Source organism: Streptococcus caecimuris (genome assembly GCF_943193075.1).
Taxonomy (GTDB): domain Bacteria; phylum Bacillota; class Bacilli; order Lactobacillales; family Streptococcaceae; genus Streptococcus; species Streptococcus caecimuris.
The window spans coordinates 1-18,009 of sequence record NZ_CALPCT010000015.1; the positions used below are offsets into that span (position 1 = coordinate 1).

18 protein-coding genes are annotated in these 18,009 nt (G+C 41.6%); 15 read left to right on the plus strand and 3 right to left on the minus strand.

Features of this window, described 5'->3' with window-relative positions:
• Positions 1-82 precede the first annotated feature (82 nt).
• Genes pepT through NFR56_RS06935 form a run of 3 tightly spaced genes read right to left on the minus strand, consistent with a single transcriptional unit; the run spans position 83 to position 2,879 of the window.
• A complete protein-coding gene (gene pepT, locus NFR56_RS06925) occupies positions 83-1,303 on the minus strand; it encodes a peptidase T (RefSeq protein ID WP_251458284.1) in 1,221 nt (406 codons plus the stop codon).
• A gap of 2 nt (positions 1,304-1,305) precedes the next feature.
• Complete coding sequence (locus tag NFR56_RS06930) at positions 1,306-2,127, minus strand: Cof-type HAD-IIB family hydrolase (RefSeq protein WP_251458287.1); 822 nt, start codon at positions 2,125-2,127, stop codon at positions 1,306-1,308.
• Positions 2,124-2,879, minus strand: a complete 756-nt coding sequence (locus NFR56_RS06935) for a LexA family transcriptional regulator (RefSeq protein ID WP_024056088.1) — start codon at positions 2,877-2,879, stop codon at positions 2,124-2,126. Before NFR56_RS06935 ends, NFR56_RS06930 begins: the two co-directional genes overlap by 4 nt.
• A gap of 195 nt (positions 2,880-3,074) precedes the next feature.
• Here NFR56_RS06935 and NFR56_RS06940 point away from each other — a divergent pair, with 195 nt between their 5' ends.
• The 15 genes from NFR56_RS06940 to NFR56_RS07010 all read left to right on the plus strand — a co-directional run bounded on the left by NFR56_RS06940 (position 3,075) and on the right by NFR56_RS07010 (position 17,907).
• A complete protein-coding gene (locus NFR56_RS06940) occupies positions 3,075-3,512 on the plus strand; it encodes a GNAT family N-acetyltransferase (protein WP_251458290.1) in 438 nt (145 codons plus the stop codon).
• Between the two features lie 66 nt (positions 3,513-3,578).
• Positions 3,579-5,405, plus strand: a complete 1,827-nt coding sequence (lepA, locus tag NFR56_RS06945; protein ID WP_009731117.1) for a translation elongation factor 4 — start codon at positions 3,579-3,581, stop codon at positions 5,403-5,405.
• Positions 5,406-5,713: 308 nt separating this feature from the next.
• On the plus strand, positions 5,714-6,358 hold the full coding sequence (locus NFR56_RS06950) for a hypothetical protein (protein ID WP_251458292.1): 645 nt from the start codon (positions 5,714-5,716) through the stop codon (positions 6,356-6,358).
• A gap of 113 nt (positions 6,359-6,471) precedes the next feature.
• Entirely contained in the window at positions 6,472-7,116 is a 645-nt protein-coding gene (locus NFR56_RS06955; RefSeq protein WP_251458295.1) for a hypothetical protein, read from the plus strand.
• Positions 7,117-7,200: 84 nt separating this feature from the next.
• The gene (locus NFR56_RS06960) at positions 7,201-7,695 is read left to right on the plus strand and encodes a YkgJ family cysteine cluster protein (RefSeq protein WP_003001664.1); all 495 of its coding nucleotides are present in this window, start codon (positions 7,201-7,203) and stop codon (positions 7,693-7,695) included.
• Between the two features lie 162 nt (positions 7,696-7,857).
• Complete coding sequence (locus NFR56_RS06965) at positions 7,858-8,844, plus strand: hypothetical protein (protein WP_251458298.1); 987 nt, start codon at positions 7,858-7,860, stop codon at positions 8,842-8,844.
• An 80-nt stretch (positions 8,845-8,924) separates the two neighbouring features.
• Entirely contained in the window at positions 8,925-9,614 is a 690-nt protein-coding gene (gene pynA / locus NFR56_RS06970) for a pyrimidine 5'-nucleotidase PynA (protein ID WP_251458303.1), read from the plus strand.
• Positions 9,615-9,737: 123 nt separating this feature from the next.
• Positions 9,738-10,010: a 30S ribosomal protein S16 gene (rpsP, locus tag NFR56_RS06975; protein ID WP_003007475.1), complete on the plus strand. Its 273-nt coding sequence runs from the start codon at positions 9,738-9,740 to the stop codon at positions 10,008-10,010.
• Between the two features lie 20 nt (positions 10,011-10,030).
• Positions 10,031-10,270 (plus strand): RNA-binding protein KphA, encoded by a 240-nt coding sequence (kphA, locus tag NFR56_RS06980; protein ID WP_003001620.1) that lies wholly within the window; start codon positions 10,031-10,033, stop codon positions 10,268-10,270.
• A 107-nt stretch (positions 10,271-10,377) separates the two neighbouring features.
• Positions 10,378-10,896, plus strand: coding sequence for a ribosome maturation factor RimM (rimM, locus tag NFR56_RS06985; protein ID WP_251458306.1), 519 nt, complete (start codon positions 10,378-10,380; stop codon positions 10,894-10,896).
• Positions 10,886-11,602: a tRNA (guanosine(37)-N1)-methyltransferase TrmD gene (gene trmD / locus NFR56_RS06990; protein WP_003007469.1), complete on the plus strand. Its 717-nt coding sequence runs from the start codon at positions 10,886-10,888 to the stop codon at positions 11,600-11,602. Before rimM ends, trmD begins: the two co-directional genes overlap by 11 nt.
• Before the next feature lie 138 nt (positions 11,603-11,740).
• Positions 11,741-14,062 carry a CAP domain-containing protein gene (locus tag NFR56_RS06995; protein ID WP_251458309.1) on the plus strand — a complete coding sequence of 774 codons (2,322 nt, stop codon included), beginning with the start codon at positions 11,741-11,743 and terminating at the stop codon, positions 14,060-14,062.
• A gap of 229 nt (positions 14,063-14,291) precedes the next feature.
• The gene (locus NFR56_RS07000) at positions 14,292-15,035 is read left to right on the plus strand and encodes a DeoR/GlpR family DNA-binding transcription regulator (RefSeq protein WP_003001800.1); all 744 of its coding nucleotides are present in this window, start codon (positions 14,292-14,294) and stop codon (positions 15,033-15,035) included.
• Entirely contained in the window at positions 15,032-15,943 is a 912-nt protein-coding gene (pfkB, locus tag NFR56_RS07005; protein ID WP_251458312.1) for a 1-phosphofructokinase, read from the plus strand. Before NFR56_RS07000 ends, pfkB begins: the two co-directional genes overlap by 4 nt.
• Positions 15,940-17,907, plus strand: a complete 1,968-nt coding sequence (locus tag NFR56_RS07010) for a PTS fructose transporter subunit IIABC (RefSeq protein WP_251458315.1) — start codon at positions 15,940-15,942, stop codon at positions 17,905-17,907. Before pfkB ends, NFR56_RS07010 begins: the two co-directional genes overlap by 4 nt.
• The last annotated feature ends 102 nt before the right edge of the window (positions 17,908-18,009 follow it).

The window sequence follows — 18,009 nt, forward strand, 5'->3', positions numbered from 1 at the left end:
GCCCACTCAACCACTGCGTCTTGCTCGACAATCCAAAAATAATTGAGAGGCTAGGACTTTTGTCCCAGCCTCTTTTTGTTTCTTATTTTTTGGTCACAATACCGATAATGGTATCAACTGCTCGTTCCATGGTTTGGAGACTTACGTATTCAAAGCGACCATGCATGTTTTCGCCACCGGCAAAGATATTTGGTGTTGGAATCCCCATAAAGGAAATTTTAGATCCATCTGTACCACCACGGATCGGTTCAATGATTGGAGTGATTCCAAGATCTTCCATGACTTCCTTAGCAAAAGTAATCGGCGTCATATCTTTTTCAATCACTTGCTTCATGTTGTAATACTGATCTTTGAGGGTGAGGAGAATGCGTTCGCTACCGAGCTCCGCATTCATCTGATCGGCAATAGATTTCATGAGATCTTTGCGTTTCTCGAAGCTTTCAGTTTCAAAGTCCCGAATGATGTAGCTGGCACTTGCTTCCTCTACAGTTCCATCGATGTTCATCAAGTGGTAGAAGCCTTCATAGCCTTCGGTTAATTCTGGACGTGCTCCTTCAGGGAGTTTGTTATGGAAATCAATGGCCAATTGAAGAGCGTTGATCATTTGACCTTTGGCTGTACCTGGGTGGACATTGCGTCCTTTGAAGGTAATTTCAGCTCCAGCTGCTGAGAAGGTTTCGTATTGAAGCTCTCCGAGAGGACCCCCATCGACAGTATAGGCAAAGTCTACGTCAAAATCTTCTGCATCAAATTGATCGGCCCCAACACCGATTTCTTCATCTGGACCAAAGCCAACACGGATTTCTCCGTGTTTGATTTCAGGATGAGCTGTCAGGTATTCAATAGCTGTCATGATTTCAGCGATACCTGACTTATCGTCTGCACCCAGAAGAGTAGTACCGTCCGTTGTGATCAAGGTTTGTCCCTTGTAGTTATTCAAATGAGCAAAATCGGCTGGATCGAGTGTGAAACCAGAGTCACCAAGGGCAATGACATCCCCATCATAATTCTCAACGATTTGTGGATTGACATTTTCGGCATTGAAGTCAGCGGTATCCATGTGAGAGATAAATCCAATCTTGCGTGTAAAGCTTGGATCATTAGCTGGAAGTGTTCCAATAGCATAGCCGTTTGGTAAATAGTAGACGTTTTGAAGCCCCACGCGTTTCATCTCAGGGATCAAGATGTTTGTTGCAAAATCAACCTGTGATTGGGTACTTGGGGTGGTTGTAGAGTTTTCGTCTGAACGTGTGTTAACCTTTACATAGGTAATAAAACGGTCCAACAAATTTGCGTATTTCATGATCATTCTCCTTTTTCAGTTTCAATTAATTTGTGAATAGCATGTGCCACGCCATCTTCATCATTGGTCAGGGTGATGAAGTCTGCGATTTCCTTGACAGCAGCATTGCCATTTCCCATAGCAACGCTGTAACCAGCAAAACGTAGCATTTCAAGGTCATTATTGGCATCTCCAAGAGCCATGACCTGGTCTCTCCTGTAACCTAATGTTTGACTTAATGCTTGAAGAGCAGAAGCCTTGCTCGCGCCTTTTGGCAGGATTTCAAACAGGATATCCTGTGAACGAACAGTGTTAAAATCGGCCTCTAATGCAGCCTCGTTCTGAGCTTGGAAGTCATCAATAGCAGAAGGATCTCCTACATACATGGCTTGAAAAATAGGAACAAGGTTGGGCAGATCTTCTTCTGAGACAGGTGTCGGTTTAGAATTAACAATGCCCGCATCCATCGTGACAAGTTCACTGGCTTCAGGTGCGACCACTAGGTAGTGATCCATGTCAAATAAGGTTAGCTGGACGTCTGTATCTTCCGTCAAAACATGCAACCGGTGCATGTCCTCAAGGCTCAATTCTTCCTTACCAATGATTTCCCAATTCTGAGTCGACAAGGTTGTACACCCGTTATTGATAATCATATAGTAGTTGCCATCCGGAAGACCAATCTCTTCAAAGATGGGCCGTACACCTGCTAAGGGGCGCCCAGTACAGATCACAATATCATAACCGGCTTCATGGGCCCGGTGGAGAGCTTCAATATTGCCTTTAGAGAGAGTCTTATCCTCATGCAAAAGAGTTCCGTCCAAGTCAATCGCAATTAATTTAATCATTTGATTTCCTCCAAATCAAGAGGAACAAAGCCATCAATCACTTTTCCAATCACCCCAGGTTCCTCATCTAGTGGAATGATTTGATCACTATATTTCTTATTGAGGGAAACCAGTCGAATACCGTTGGCCTCACGAAATACTCGTTTGATCAACGTTTGCCCATCAAAATCAATGGCATAAATAGCCCCTGCCTGATCATAATAGGTTTGCTTGATTAACACAACGGCCCCTTTTACGTATTTAGGCTCGAGGGAATCCGTATGAATCCAAAAAGCCAAATCGTAAGGAATCTTTTGATCAAACCAGACGATATCAGCTTGTTTCTGATTTTGGTAAGCTGCAAAAGAATCATAGACAGAATAAGAGTGGTATTGCTTTTCAATTTTCTGTCTTTCTTTCTGATGGGTCAAGAGACTCTTTCCATAAGAAAGAAGATTTTCTTGATTTCCTTCATCGAGCTTTTTATACAATCGTTCGATCTCTGAATCAATGACCACAAAATCATTGCGCAAACGAGGGTCAATTTCAGCAACTGCTACCTGGAAAAAGGCTGCAATCTTCTCTAAATTTTCAGGAACGGGAAGAGAAGTTCCTTTTACATATCCAGTCAGGGTACTTGCAGGGATTCCAGTAATACGAGATAATTCGATCTGTTTTTTTCCTTGTTCTTTCAGTAATTCTCTGATTTTTTCCGATATAATCCGTAATGCCTCTTTGTCTTGAGGGCTTGCTTTTCCACGACCTCTAGCCAACGTACTCACCTCCTTGTATTTACCCTTACTATTATAATGAATTAAATCGAAAAAGTAAATAGAAATCCCTGAGAAATGCGAAAAAAGATGAATTTGATCTAAATCGGATTTTCATTTTAAATTTTATCAGATATTCCTTTACTTTTTGAGGAAAAAGATCTAAGATAAAACCAAAGAGTTCATGGAGGTGGAGATATGATTCGTACTGTTCAAGTCAAAGATGCAGTTCAAATTAGAGATTTATGTCACCAAGCATTGGGGTATAATTCGACCCTTGAGAAAGTGGCAGCTCAGATTGAAAAATTCAATCTGCCAGATTCGGATCATTTTTGCTTTGTTTATGAAGAGGACCAAACAGGAAATATTCTTGGTTATGTGGAAGCGGAAGTTTATGAAAGCCTCTATAGTGACTCTGGTCTAAATGTTTTGGGACTTGCGGTTTTTCCAACTGCACAAGGACGTGGGATCGGTCGCCAATTGATGGAGCGAGTAGAAGATCTTGCCAAAAGCAAGCATTATGCTTTTATCCGTTTAAATTCTGCCTCTCATCGAAAAGAAGCTCATGTCTTTTACGAACGAATAGGCTATGAGGGTAATAAAACGCAGAAGCGATTTTTGAAAATAATGAATTAAGATAGGCAAAGGCCTATCTTTTTTGTTATAATGAAGAGTACGATTAATTTTACTAGGAAGATGATTATGCCAAATTTTGAAGAATTAAAAAAACGACAAGAGAAGATTCGGAACTTCTCGATCATCGCCCATATTGACCATGGAAAGTCAACCTTGGCCGATCGAATTTTAGAAAAAACCGAAACCGTGTCTAGTCGGGAGATGCAAGCCCAACTCCTAGATAGTATGGACTTGGAACGGGAACGTGGGATTACCATCAAGCTTAATGCCATCGAGTTGAACTACACGGCTAAAGATGGGGAAACCTATATCTTCCACTTGATTGACACACCAGGACACGTGGACTTTACCTATGAGGTTTCGCGGTCGCTCGCTGCCTGTGAGGGTGCCATTCTCGTAGTGGATGCCGCTCAAGGGATTGAAGCCCAGACTCTAGCCAATGTTTACTTAGCGCTGGACAATGATTTGGAAATCCTGCCAGTTATCAATAAAATCGACTTGCCGGCTGCAGATCCAGAACGGGTGCGCACAGAAGTAGAAGATGTCATCGGGTTGGATGCTAGTGAAGCTGTCCTAGCCTCTGCCAAAGCTGGTATTGGGATTGAAGAGATTTTGGAGCAGATCGTTGAGAAAGTTCCAGCTCCGACTGGGGATGTTGAAGCGCCTCTTCAAGCCTTGATCTTTGACTCTGTATATGATGCCTATCGTGGGGTGATTCTTCAGGTCCGAGTGGTCAATGGAATGGTTAAACCAGGCGATAAGATCCAACTCATGAGCAATGGTAAGACCTTTGATGTCACAGAAGTTGGGATCTTTACTCCTAAAGCAGTTGGACGTGATTTCCTTGCGACTGGAGACGTTGGATATATTGCGGCCTCTATCAAGACCGTTGCGGATACCCGTGTCGGGGATACGGTGACCCTAGCGACCAATCCAGCAAGTGAGCCACTACATGGATACAAGCAAATGAATCCAATGGTCTTTGCTGGTCTTTACCCGATTGAATCCAACAAATACAATGATCTTCGTGAAGCTTTAGAAAAATTGCAATTGAATGACGCCAGTCTTCAATTTGAACCGGAAACATCTCAAGCCCTCGGTTTTGGTTTCCGTTGTGGTTTCTTGGGTCTCCTTCATATGGACGTTATCCAAGAGCGTTTGGAACGTGAGTTCAACATTGACTTGATCATGACAGCACCGTCTGTTATCTACAAGGTCAATTTGACAGATGGAGAAGCACTGGATGTCTCCAACCCTTCTGAGTTCCCAGATCCAACTAAGATCGCTTCGATCGAAGAACCGTATGTCAAAGCCCAAATCATGGTGCCACAAGAGTTTGTCGGGGCTGTCATGGAATTAGCCCAACGGAAACGCGGTGATTTTGTGACCATGGATTACATCGATGAAAATCGGGTGAATGTCATCTATCAAATCCCACTAGCGGAAATTGTCTTTGATTTCTTTGATAAATTGAAATCCTCTACTCGTGGCTATGCAAGCTTTGATTACGAGTTGTCTGAATACCGTCCTTCTAAATTGGTTAAAATGGATATCCTTCTCAATGGCGATACCGTCGATGCCCTCAGCTTTATCGTTCACAAGGACTTTGCCTATGAACGTGGTAAGTTGATTGTTGAGAAACTCAAGAAGATTATCCCTCGTCAACAGTTTGAAGTGCCTATCCAAGCAGCGATCGGTCATAAGATCGTAGCCCGTACAGATATCAAGGCCCTTCGGAAGAACGTCTTGGCCAAGTGTTATGGTGGGGATGTCTCACGGAAACGCAAGCTTCTTGAAAAACAAAAAGCCGGTAAGAAACGGATGAAAGCCATCGGTTCGGTAGAAGTGCCACAGGAAGCCTTCTTATCCGTATTGTCAATGGATGAAGAATAACAATTAGAGAGTGGGACAGAAATAGGTAATTCGTTAGAATTCGATTTCGTCGTCCCACCTCCGCACAGTTGAGTAGGGCTGTAAAAGCTGATGAAATCAGCGTAGTAGAGCCCACTCAACCACTGCGTCTTGCTCGACAATCCAAAAACAATTAAAAGGCTAGGACTTTTGTCCCAGCCTTTTGTTTTAGGTTTAAAAGAAATGAACTGAATTTGAAAGGTTCGATCAGATGTGATACGTATCCTATTTTAAAATACCCGCATTCATGATAGACTAGAGGAAAGAAAACGTTCACAAGGAGGTTGAGCATGAAACACAAATTACTAGTCGCATCCCTTACGATTTTTTCTGCCTGCACACTAATGGCCTGTAGTCACACCACTAAAAAAGAAACAGCAGCTTCTTCTACAAAAGAAAGTAGCAGCAAAGTCGATAAGAAAACAAGTAGTTCTTCGTCAAAGGATACTGCTTCTACAAAGAAAAGTACTACCAATCAAGAAACCAAGCGGATTGGAAATGCAGATTATGGATACATCAATATTCCAAGTAAATGGATCAAATTTACGGACCTTAGTGGTGTTGAGGCTGTCCAATATACTGATGGGAGTGGCTATAATATTGTTACCCTGAACAGTTTTACCAAAGAAAAAGCCAAAGTTCCCGCTGATATTGAATTTAATGCTGAATTTCTGGCCAAGAAACTAGCCGTTATGTGGGAAGACAATCAGGATGTTGGGAAGATGACGGGAGCGCGGACTAAAGTCGCAGGTCTGGATGCCTACCAGCTTCAAATTGTCATGAAATCTGGTCAATACCTGATTACTTGGATCTTCCAGAAGGGTGAAAAAGTTTATACCATTTCTTTTGAAGGAGATGCAGAAACCTTGAAAACCTTTATCCCATACATCGAAAACACTTGGAGCCTAGACGGAACAGGCGCTGTGACCGATTAATGAAGAGAGGCTAGAATCATTTCTAGTCTCTTTATGCTATAGAAATCGCACTTTCAAATCCTAGAAAATCATGGTAGACTAGAGGAAAGTAAATACATCATTGAGGAGAGAATATGAAAAATAAGTTCCTACTCGCGTCTGTTACGTTTTTGTCTGTTGTAAGCCTTTCTGCTTGTACTAGTCCAAAGAAAGCGTCTAGTAAATCATCAGCAGCATCTAGTTCCACGAATGTGGTGAAAGAGACAACAAATTCAAGTAGTAATGTAGAGAAAAAAATTCCAGATAGTGATAAGGGGAATGTGAAAACGAAACGAATTGGTTCGGCAGATTATGGCTATGTCAATATCCCGAGTGACTGGAAAAAGAATGACACTATCCAAGTTGGGGATAATATTCAGTACACAGATAAAAACGCCTTCAATATTATTGTTTTAAATGCTGCCACTAGAGAAAAAGCAAATGTCCCTGAAGGAGTGGAATTTAATGCAGAACTAATAGCTCAAAGATTGGAGAGTAAGTGGAATGATTATAAAATTGTTGAGAAAATGACAAAATCTACGACGACTGTTGGGGGAAATGAATCGCTTAAAATACATATATTTCTCAAGTCAGGCCTGCAGGTTGCTGGTTGGGTATTCCAAAAAGATGACAAGGTTTATTTGATTGTTGTTGAAGGATTTGCGAAAACAATAACTCAATTTACTCCTTATGTCGAAAACACTTGGAGCCTAGATGGAACAGGCACTGTGACGGATTAGTCATGTGAGATAGATCGCAAGATCTATCTTTTTTCACGTTCTTTGTGGTATAATGCTTCTATTGTTTAGAAGAGGAAATAGAGGATGACACAGGAAATTGATATTGAAAAATACCATCAGTTAGCTCTCCAAAAGCAAAAGGAGCACCGCAAGGTATTGGCGAATCTCAAGAAGAAACCACCTAAGAATTTAGATAAAATAGCGCAAGAAATTCACGATGAAGTTTTCCAAGAAATCGACTGTACGGCTTGTGCCAATTGCTGTAAAACCTTAGGGCCCGATTTTAAGGAAGCCGATATCACGCGGATTGCCAAGTATTTCAAGATGAAGCTTCCTGCCTTTGAGGCAGAATTTCTTCAAGTTGACGAAGATGGGGACAAGGTTTTTAAATCCATGCCTTGCCCTTTCCTTGGAGGCGACAATCTCTGCTCCATCTATGATGTGCGTCCGAAAGCCTGTCGAGAATTCCCTCATACAGATCGTAAGAAGATTTATCAGATCAACCATCTGACCATCAAGAATACCCTCACTTGCCCAGCGGCTTATTTATTTGTAGAAAAATTGAAGGATCGTTTGTAATTGTATGTTTGTAATTGTTTTTTGAAAAAATTTTTGAGAGATAATTAATTTCTATTTTGTAGAATTAATTTTTATAATTCAATATGATCAATAATATAACTAATTAGAATTTTATTAGATATAGATTTTTAAAAAATGTCCAATAATGGAAAAGGAAGTTAAATGAATCTGAAAGATAAGTATAATAATATATTTAGAATTAATGATGATGATTACAATAAAGCAAAATGTTATTATGATAAATATTTAAAAATTTTTGATGAAATTCTTAAAGATAACAAGTCCTTCAAGGAAAATTTAAGGCTTGAAATCGAATGTTCAAATCCTTGGATGACGGCTGGCTATACAAGGGATGAATATCATTTTAATTCTTTAGCGCAATCTGATAGTAATATCTTAGGTGAATTATTGATAGAGAATATAGAAAAATTATTAGAATATGATTCTAATTCTAAAGAAATAATACAATCTAGATTTAAAGATTATGAACAAGCGTTTGATGGCAATTTTATTAACCCTAAGGTTATAATTCTTGGGATTAATCCTAAAATGTCTGATAAACATTCCCCTTATGGATTAGATATATCAGTGTATAAGAAACCATTTGACAACAGAAGGGGTATTCTAAAAAATGATTACTATTTTGGTAATCAAGGTTTGTTCTATGCAAATATGAAACAAGATAAAGATTTAAGAAATATTCATTATAATATAATATTTAATAAGGGTGAGGTTACACCAGTTGCCCTTTGGGAATTTTTCCCTTATGCCTCTGAAAACGAGACTGAGTGGCAAAAAGGATATAAAATGACAAAAGCTTTGAAGGATTATTTTCAATTAAAAAAGATTTTGCCAAGTCAAATTTGGATGGTTTGTTTGTTAACCTATGTCATAAGGAATTCAACAAAATTAAGAATTTTTTTAAGGAAAAATAATAGACATTTTAGAGAAGAATTTTTGAATAAATACTTTGAATTATTGGGGTTAAAAACCAATGATCACATCGATGTTCTAACTAAAAGAAGTCCTGCTTCAAAATATTTATCTCGTGGAAATGTTAAACCTTATTATGATGAGAAATTGAGAATACAAATTAATTCAGTTGAAGGATTTTTTGAAGATTTATGGGGAATTACAAGAGATAATTAATAATTTTTATTAAATTTTGTAACTAACTTAATTATTTATCTGTATTCCAAATATTTTAAAGAATATAATGGGGAACTATAATGGCATATACATTTTTACTTTTTGATTTGGACCATACCTTGTTGGACTTTGAATCTGCTGAAGAAACAGCCTTGACGCAGATGTTAGAAGACATGAATTTTCCAGATGTACAGGCCTTTAAGGATTACTACAAACCCATGAACCAAGGGCTCTGGAAGGATTTGGAGCAAAAGAAGTTGACCAAGCAAGAGCTAGTGGATAGTCGGTTTGCGATTGGGTTTGCCCACTTTGGGATTACGGTTGATGGGGCTGAGATAGCTCTTCGCTATCAAGATTACATTAGTCTTCAAGGGCAGTCTTTCCCAGGTGCGGAGGACTTACTGGCCCGACTTGAAAAAGCGGGTTACCAGCTCTATGGTGCAACGAATGGAGTGACCGCCATTCAAGAAGGACGCTTGGCTCATTCTACAATTGCTTCTTATTTCAAAGAGGTCTTTATCTCTGAGCAGCTTCATACTCAGAAACCAGAACCTGCATTTTTTGACAAAGTTGGCCAACTGATTCCAGGTTTTAGCAAGGAAGAGACCCTTATGATCGGAGATTCCTTGACGGCGGATATCGCAGGAGGAAATGCTTCGGGGATTGATACCGTCTGGTATAATCCTGATCATAAGGAAAATACCAGCCAGGTAGTGCCGACTTATACCGTTAGCAACTATCAAGAAATCGCCGATTTACTGATAAAATAAAAAATTTTAAATACTGTCAAGTTTTTTTCTTGACAGCTCTATAAAATGTGTTATAATAGATCATGTGCTAAATAGCTTGTCTATTTCACCGAAAATTAAAATATAGAAAAGAGACTTATAAAAATGGCAGTTAAAATTCGTTTGACTCGTATGGGTTCTAAGAAAAAACCTTACTACCGTATCAACGTAGCAGATTCACGTTCACCACGTGATGGACGTTTCATCGAAACAGTTGGAACTTACAATCCACTTGTTGAAGAAAACCAAGTAACTTTGAAAGAAGACCGCGTTCTTGCATGGTTGGCTGATGGAGCTCAACCTTCAGATACAGTTCGCAACATCCTTTCAAAAGCTGGTGTGATGAAGAAATTCCACGATTCTAAATTCTCAAAATAATTTTTTAAGTAGGTTGATGTATGGATACGATTGAAAATCTCATTATTGCAATTGTGAAACCCTTGATTTCACAACCGGATGCTTTAACCATCAAGATCGAAGATACTCCTGAATTCTTGGAGTACCACCTTGACCTTGATCCTAGCGATGTTGGTCGTGTAATCGGTCGAAAAGGTCGCACCATTTCTGCGATAAGAACGATTGTCTACTCTGTCCCAACTGAAGATAAAAAAGTAAGAATCGTTATTGACGAAAAATAAAAAGGCGGGATTTTGTCCCGTTTTTTTGTTGGAGCACTCAGGGAGCAACGTTGAGAATTGTTGCTGAACGTGATAAAATAGAGTGAATAAACTACACTGGAGAAATCATGAATTACTTTAATGTTGGGAAAATTGTCAATACCCAAGGCTTACAAGGAGAAATGCGGGTCTTGTCTGTGACAGACTTTGCGGAAGAACGTTTTAAAAAAGGAGCTGAGTTGGCTCTCTTTGATGAGAAGGATCGTTTTGTCCAAACGGTGACCATTGCCAGTCATCGCAAGCACAAGAACTTCGACATCATCAAGTTTAAGGATATGTACCATATCAATGCTATCGAAAAATTCAAGGGCTTTAGCCTCAAGGTTGCAGAAGATGACTTGACGGATTTGGAGGATGGCGAGTTTTATTACCATGAGATCATCGGCCTTGATGTTTACGAAAATGACCAGCTAATCGGTCAGATCAAGGAAATCCTGCAACCAGGTGCCAATGATGTCTGGGTCGTGAAACGCAAAGGTAAACGAGACCTTCTCTTGCCTTATATCCCACCAGTGGTGCTCAATATCGATATCCCAGGAAACCGGGTGGATGTAGACATCTTAGAAGGGTTAGACGATGAAGATTGATATTTTAACCCTCTTTCCAGAGATGTTTTCTCCCCTTGAGCATTCCATCGTCGGAAAGGCCCGTGAAAAGGGACTTCTCGAGATCAACTACCATAATTTCCGTGAAAACGCGGAAAAGGCGCGCCATGTGGATGATGAACCCTATGGTGGCGGGCAAGGCATGCTTCTACGCGCTCAACCGATTTTTGATGCCTTTGATGCGATTGAGAAAAAGAATCCGCGCGTGATCCTGCTGGATCCTGCTGGTCGGACCTTCGACCAAGCCTACGCAGAAGAGTTGGCTCAGGAAGAAGAATTGATTTTTATCTGTGGTCACTATGAGGGCTACGACGAGCGGATCAAGACCTTGGTGACGGATGAGATTTCTCTTGGCGATTATGTCCTGACGGGTGGCGAACTAGCGGCCATGACCATGATTGATGCGACGGTACGCTTGATTCCAGAAGTGATCGGGAAAGAGTCCAGTCACCAGGATGACAGTTTCTCCTCTGGTCTCTTAGAGTATCCTCAATACACACGGCCTTATGAATACAGAGGAATGACGGTTCCCGATGTTCTCATGAGTGGTCACCATGAAAATATTCGTCAGTGGCGCCTCTATCAGAGTTTGAAAAAGACCTTAGAACGTCGGCCAGACTTGCTAGAAAACTATGAGTTAACAGCAGAAGAAGAGAAGATGTTGGAACAAATTAAACAAGAAGACTAACAGCGTCAGCTGTTTTTCTTTTGCCTCAAAAATTTATGAAAAAAACTTTTTAAACCTACTAGTTATTGGTAACAAAATGTGGTATGCTAAGGGGTAGAGAAACTTCAAGAAAATGATTAAGTTTTGGGGGTGAGTTTAATGGGAAAGAAATTAGGAAAATCGGTTTTCACGACAGGGATTGCTGCAACAACAGTCCTATCTGGTATGTTTCATCACAAAGCAAATGCCGAAGAGGTCAAGCAAAATGAAAATCCAGAAACCAACAGCACGGAAGTAGTCGAGAAACCAATTACAGTTGATGAGTTGAAGCAAATCACAGCTCAAAAAGGCCAAGTGGTGAAAGATGTCCACTACCAAGAGCAAAAAGTGATCGATGCTCAAACGGAAGTCAAGGCTGCTGGACAAGAACTGGAAGAAAAGAAAGCAGAAGTGACGGATGCGGAAAACCTGATCGCAACGACTTCGGATGCCCAAGTTCAGAATGCAGAAAATGACGTCAAGGTGGCTCAAGCCTATGTGACCATCGAAGAAAATAAGGTTCGAGAAGCAGAAGCTGCACATGACCAAGTCGTAGAGGCTGTTCGTCAACAGGAAAATCAAGTTACTGCTCAGGAATCTTTGGTCGATGTAGCTCAAAATGAATTGAACCAAGCCAAAGCACCGATTTCAAATGATGAGAATGTGCTCAACCAGGCTTTGTTGGAGCAAAGCCAAGTCGAGCAAAGTATCCGAGAATCTCAGAATTACCTTGCGACCTTGCAAGCGAGTCAGCAAACCGGTTCAGATACAGTGGCTCAAATTGAGAACGATATTCAACTGGCTCAAACACGTCTGACAGATTTAAAATCGGTCATCGCCACCAAGGAAGCAGAACTGGCAGCCTTAGAACAAGCAGCGGCCAATAGCCCAGTTCAGTTGAGTCAAGCGACTTATGAAGGTTATTTGCAACACTTAGCTGACAATGGCAATGAAGCTGCAGCAAGCGCCTTAGCCCTCTACAAGCGTGGTCGGGAAGAAGACGGCTTAACAGTTGGAGAGTCTGGATCTTTGCAAGCCAACCTCCGAGCACTTGAAATTGCGGATGCTATTAATAGCTATCGTCGCAACGCCGGCTTGCCTGAATTGGAGCTGGATCCTTATTCCCTTCCTGCCAGCCAAGTACAGTTAGAATACTTCAAGAAAGCTAACTGGCATATGTTTAAGTATTTGCCAAACGAGAACATCGCTTATGGCTTCTCACCTGCTGGTGCGGTTGACTTTTGGTACAATGAAAAAGCGGCTTATCAAGAAGTTGCGGCTCAATATGGTCTACCAACTGACGAAACTCAAATCGATGCCAACGATATCTATATGAAGATTGGTGCTGAGGCCTTTGCTAAGGTTGGTCACTATCTCCAAATGGTAGACAACAAAGCGACAGCTTTATCAGTCGCTTATGACCCTAGCAATGCTATGTCAGAAGCAGCTTTCTTACACCGCCCTGTCAATTCAGCAGTGTCAACCAGTGCACTCGCTTACCAATTGCGTCAGGGAGCTGGGGCCACGACGACAAGATCAGATGTGAAAGCCAAATCTGATGAAGTCGCTAATCTCAAGCTGGACAAGGCCAATCAAGAGTCTCAAATCATTATCTTGCAAGGCAAATTAGAAGATGCCCGCCATGCCAATTCAAATGTGACAGTAGAGATGGCCAATGTCCAAAAGACCATCCAAAATTACAAGATTCTTCTTGTCAGTAAGGACCATGCGGTTGAAAAGGCGAAGGCGACTCTTGATGTATCTCGAGGTCGGATTGAAGCAGCTATCCAGCCAAAAGAAGCAGCCCTTCAAAAAGCCAAAGATTTGTTAGCGGCTGCGCGTGAGAAATTAGATCGTTTAAAAGCAGAAGAAGCAGAAAAAGCCCAAGTCGTTCAAGAAGCGCATGAGGGCTTGAAGGCAGCTCAAGAGCGCCTAGTTGCTGCTGAAAAACGTCTTTCTGACTTTAAAAATGCTCCAGAATTATTGGTCAAAGCCCAATCTGTTTTATCAGCTGCGGTGGCTAATTTAGAGAATAAAAAAGAAAAATTGGAAGCAGAATTCACAACCCTGCAATCTTATCAAAGTGTCGTGGAACTGTTGAATTCCCAATATGAAGATCTAGCGTCACGAATGGATCCAGCTATTTTAGAAGCTGCAGATATGCCAATGGATATCCGCTCAAGCAATCCAACAACTTTCCCGGATAGACCAACGGTTCTTCCAACAAATACCAATAGTCCACAAGTGCAAGCACCAACAGCTACTTCAGCTCCAAAACAAGAAGCCAAAGTAGAAGAAATCAAACCCAAAAAAGAAAACAGCCAAGCTGTGGCAAGTACAGATTCTTCCAAATATGCAGTAGCAACAACAGGTGTTGCCGTTGGTCTACTTGCTGGATTGTTTGGTTTTAAGAAAAAGAAACATTCTTCAAAAAATGATTAAGACATACTGAGAATAGAGTGGATGTTTAGACACTTTATTGCTTAAACTCTTCAAAGAAGATTGATGAAGGTGGGAAGAGAACTCGCTAAACAAAATGAGTTCTTTCCTGCTCTTTTTTTGTACACTTTTAGAATGTTTGAAAGAAAATGACAGAAAATGATAAAAAGTGTTGACATTTTCTGGAGATGGAGTATAATAGTCCTTGTAATCGATTGCAAAAGGAGGAGAAATGCTTAAGTCTGAACGAAAACAATTCATCCTCGAGAAGGTATTGAAGGAAAAATTTGTTTCCTTAGAAACCCTTGTACAAGAGCTGGGGACGTCTGAATCAACGGTTCGACGTGACTTGGATGAATTAGAAGCTGAAAGTAAACTTCGCCGGGTTCACGGCGGTGCGGAAAGCCTGCATTTTCTTCAAGAGGAAGAAAGCAATAAAGAAAAATCTATCAAAAACATTCAAGTTAAGTCAAAAATCGCGGTAAAAGCGGCGGAATTGATCAAAGATCATGACGTGATCTTTATCGATGCCGGTACGACCAATGAACTTTTGGTACAAGAAATTGTCAATCCGACGGTAACCGTGGTGACTAACTCGATTCACCATGCGACCAAGTTGGTCGAGCGAAATGTTCCGACGGTCATCATCGGTGGGAAGGTAAAATCTTCTACAGATGCTAGTATCGGAGGGATTGCGCTCAATCAGATCGGTCAGTTGAATTTTGACAAGGCCTTTCTTGGAATGAATGGAATCGATGATGAATTTTACAGCACTCCAGACCTGGAAGAAGGATCTGTCAAGCGTGCGATTATCGAAAATGCAAAAAAAACCTATATCCTAGCGGATGATTCAAAAATTGGAGTGACATCCTTTGTCAAAGTGGCTCCGATCAAGCGAGCCATGATTATCACCAATCAATGTGAACCGCAACGATTAAAGGTTTTAAAAGAAAAAACGGAGGTTATAGAGGTTTGATTTATACAGTAACACTGAATCCAGCCATTGACTACATTGTCCGTCTCGATCATGTAGAGACCGGGGCGGTCAATCGGATGGCTTCGGAAGATAAATTTGCCGGTGGTAAGGGAATCAATGTCAGTCGTGTCTTGAAGCGTCTTGATATTGAGAACACAGCGACTGGATTTATCGGTGGTTTCACAGGACGCTTCATCGAAGACGTACTGACTAGCGAAGCCATTTCAACCAACTTTGTGACAGTGGATCAGGATACCCGGATCAATGTCAAGATCAAAGCTGATCAAGAAACAGAGATCAACGGGAACGGTCCAGAAGTGACAGAAGCGCAGTTGCAAGAATTACTCAGCATCCTATCAAGCTTAACAGCAGATGATGTGGTGGTCTTTGCAGGGTCTGCCCCATCTTCACTTGGAAATGCTGTTTACAAACAATTGATCGCAGCAAGTCGTGCGACAGGTGCACAAGTCGTTTGCGACTTTGAAGGGCAAACTTTGATTGATTCCTTGGAATTCAATCCCCAATTGGTTAAACCAAACAACCATGAGTTGGGAGATATTTTTGGCGTGACCTTGACGGAATTGCCAGAAATCGAACGCTATGCCAAAGAAATCTTGGCCAAAGGAGCACAAAACGTCATTATTTCCATGGCAGGTGATGGTGCTCTCCTTGTCAGTCCAAGCGGTACTTACTTCGCAAAACCAATCAAAGGGCAAGTGAAGAATTCTGTTGGGGCTGGGGATTCCATGGTAGCAGGCTTCACAGGGAAGCTCGCAACGACGGGAGACGTCATCGAAGCCTTCAAATGGGGCGTGGCTTGTGGCACAGCGACCACCTTCTCAGATGATTTGGCGACAGCGGACTATATTAAAGAAACTTATGAAAAAGTAGAGGTAGAAAAACTATGAAAATTCAAGACGTTTTAAATAAAAACGTGATGTTGTTTGATCTTCAAGCAACAGATAAAGAAGGCGTGATCAATGAGATGATCCAATCGCTCGTTGACAATGGTGTGGTGACAGATTTTGAAACTTTCAAAGCTGGGATTATGAACCGTGAAGCACAAACTTCAACTGGTTTGGGTGACGGAATTGCTATGCCGCACAGCAAAAATGAAGCTGTCAAAGAAGCAACGGTCTTGTTTGCAAAATCAAACAAAGGTGTTGACTACGCCTCACTTGATGGCCAACCGACTGATTTGTTCTTCATGATCGCAGCTCCAGAAGGAGCAAACGATACTCACTTGGCAGCCCTTGCTGAATTGTCTAAGTACTTGATGAAACCAGGCTTTGCAGACAAACTTCGCCAAGCAAGCACACCTGAGCAAGTGATCGCAGCCTTTGATGCGGAAGAGCAAGTAGCTGCAGCAGAAGAAGCGAAAAAAGCAGAAGCAGTCAAAGAAGCAGCTTCATCTGACAAACCACTCATCGTTGCTGTTACAGCATGTACAACTGGTATCGCTCACACTTACATGGCAGAAGAAGCCCTCATCAAAAAAGGGGAAGAAATGGGTGTTACGGTTCGCGTTGAAACCAACGGTGCATCCGGTGTCGGCAACCGCTTGACAGCTGAAGAAATCGCCAAAGCTGAGGGAGTCATCATTGCAGCAGATAAAGCGGTTGAAACAGCTCGTTTCGATGGCAAAAAATTGATTTCTAAACCAGTCGCAGCCGGTATCCGTCAAACAGAAGAATTGATCCAAACCATCTTGGATGGCAAAGCAGATGTCTTCCACGCAGAAAATGCGGCAGAAGCAAGCGCTAGTCAAGAAAAATTGAGCTTAGGTGGAGCCTTCTACAAACACCTGATGAGTGGAGTTTCTCAAATGCTTCCATTCGTTATCGGTGGTGGGATCTTGATCGCCCTTGCCTTCTTGATCGACCAAATCCTTGGGGTGCCTCAAGATCAATTGTCTCAACTTGGTTCATACCATGAATTAGCAGCTCAATTTAAAACAATCGGTGGTGCAGCCTTTGGCTTCATGCTTCCAGTACTTGCAGGTTACATCGGATTCTCCATCGCTGAAAAACCTGGTTTTGTAGCAGGGTTTATCGCTGGATCTATTGCTAGCTCAGGGTCAGCATTTGGAAATATCGCCTACGGTGCTGCTAAAGGTGAATTACCAGCAGCCGTATCATCAGGTTTCCTTGGAGCTTTGGTAGGTGGTTTCCTTGCAGGTGGAATTGTTCTCTTACTTCGCAAAGCCCTTGCAGGTCTTCCACGTTCACTCGATGGTATCCGCTCTATCCTTCTCTTACCATTACTTGGTGTTGGTTTGACAGGATTCTTGATGTTCCTCATCAATATTCCAATGGCTGCTATCAATACTGGTCTTAACAACTTCCTTTCAAGCTTGTCAGGTAGCTCAGCTGTCCTTCTTGGACTTCTCGTCGGCGGTATGATGGCTGTCGATATGGGTGGACCAGTTAACAAAGCCGCTTATGTCTTCGCTACAGGTACACTTGCTGAATCTGTTGCTTCAGGTGGTTCTATTGTTATGGCAGCTGTTATGGCAGCTGGTATGGTTCCTCCATTGGCAGTATTCGTAGCAACTGTATTGTTTAAAGATAAATTCACACAAGAAGAACGCGATTCAGGTTTGACAAACATTGTTATGGGTCTTTCCTTCATCACAGAAGGTGCCATTCCTTTCGGTGCAGCTGACCCAGCTCGTGCCATCCCTAGCTTCATTGCAGGTTCAGCATTGACAGGTGCTCTTGTTGGTCTTGCAGGCTTGAAACTCATGGCTCCTCACGGAGGAATCTTCGTTATCGCCCTTACTTCAAATCCACTTCTTTACATCTTGTTTGTATTGATCGGTGCTATCGTAAGTGGTATTTTGTTCGGATTGCTTCGCAAACCTAAAAACTAAACATACCTAAAAGGTTGGGAATGCCCAACCTTTTCTTTTTGTACAAGTGAAAAAATCACCTCATTCGGCGTTGGTAACTTGAGCTGAATTATGATATAATAA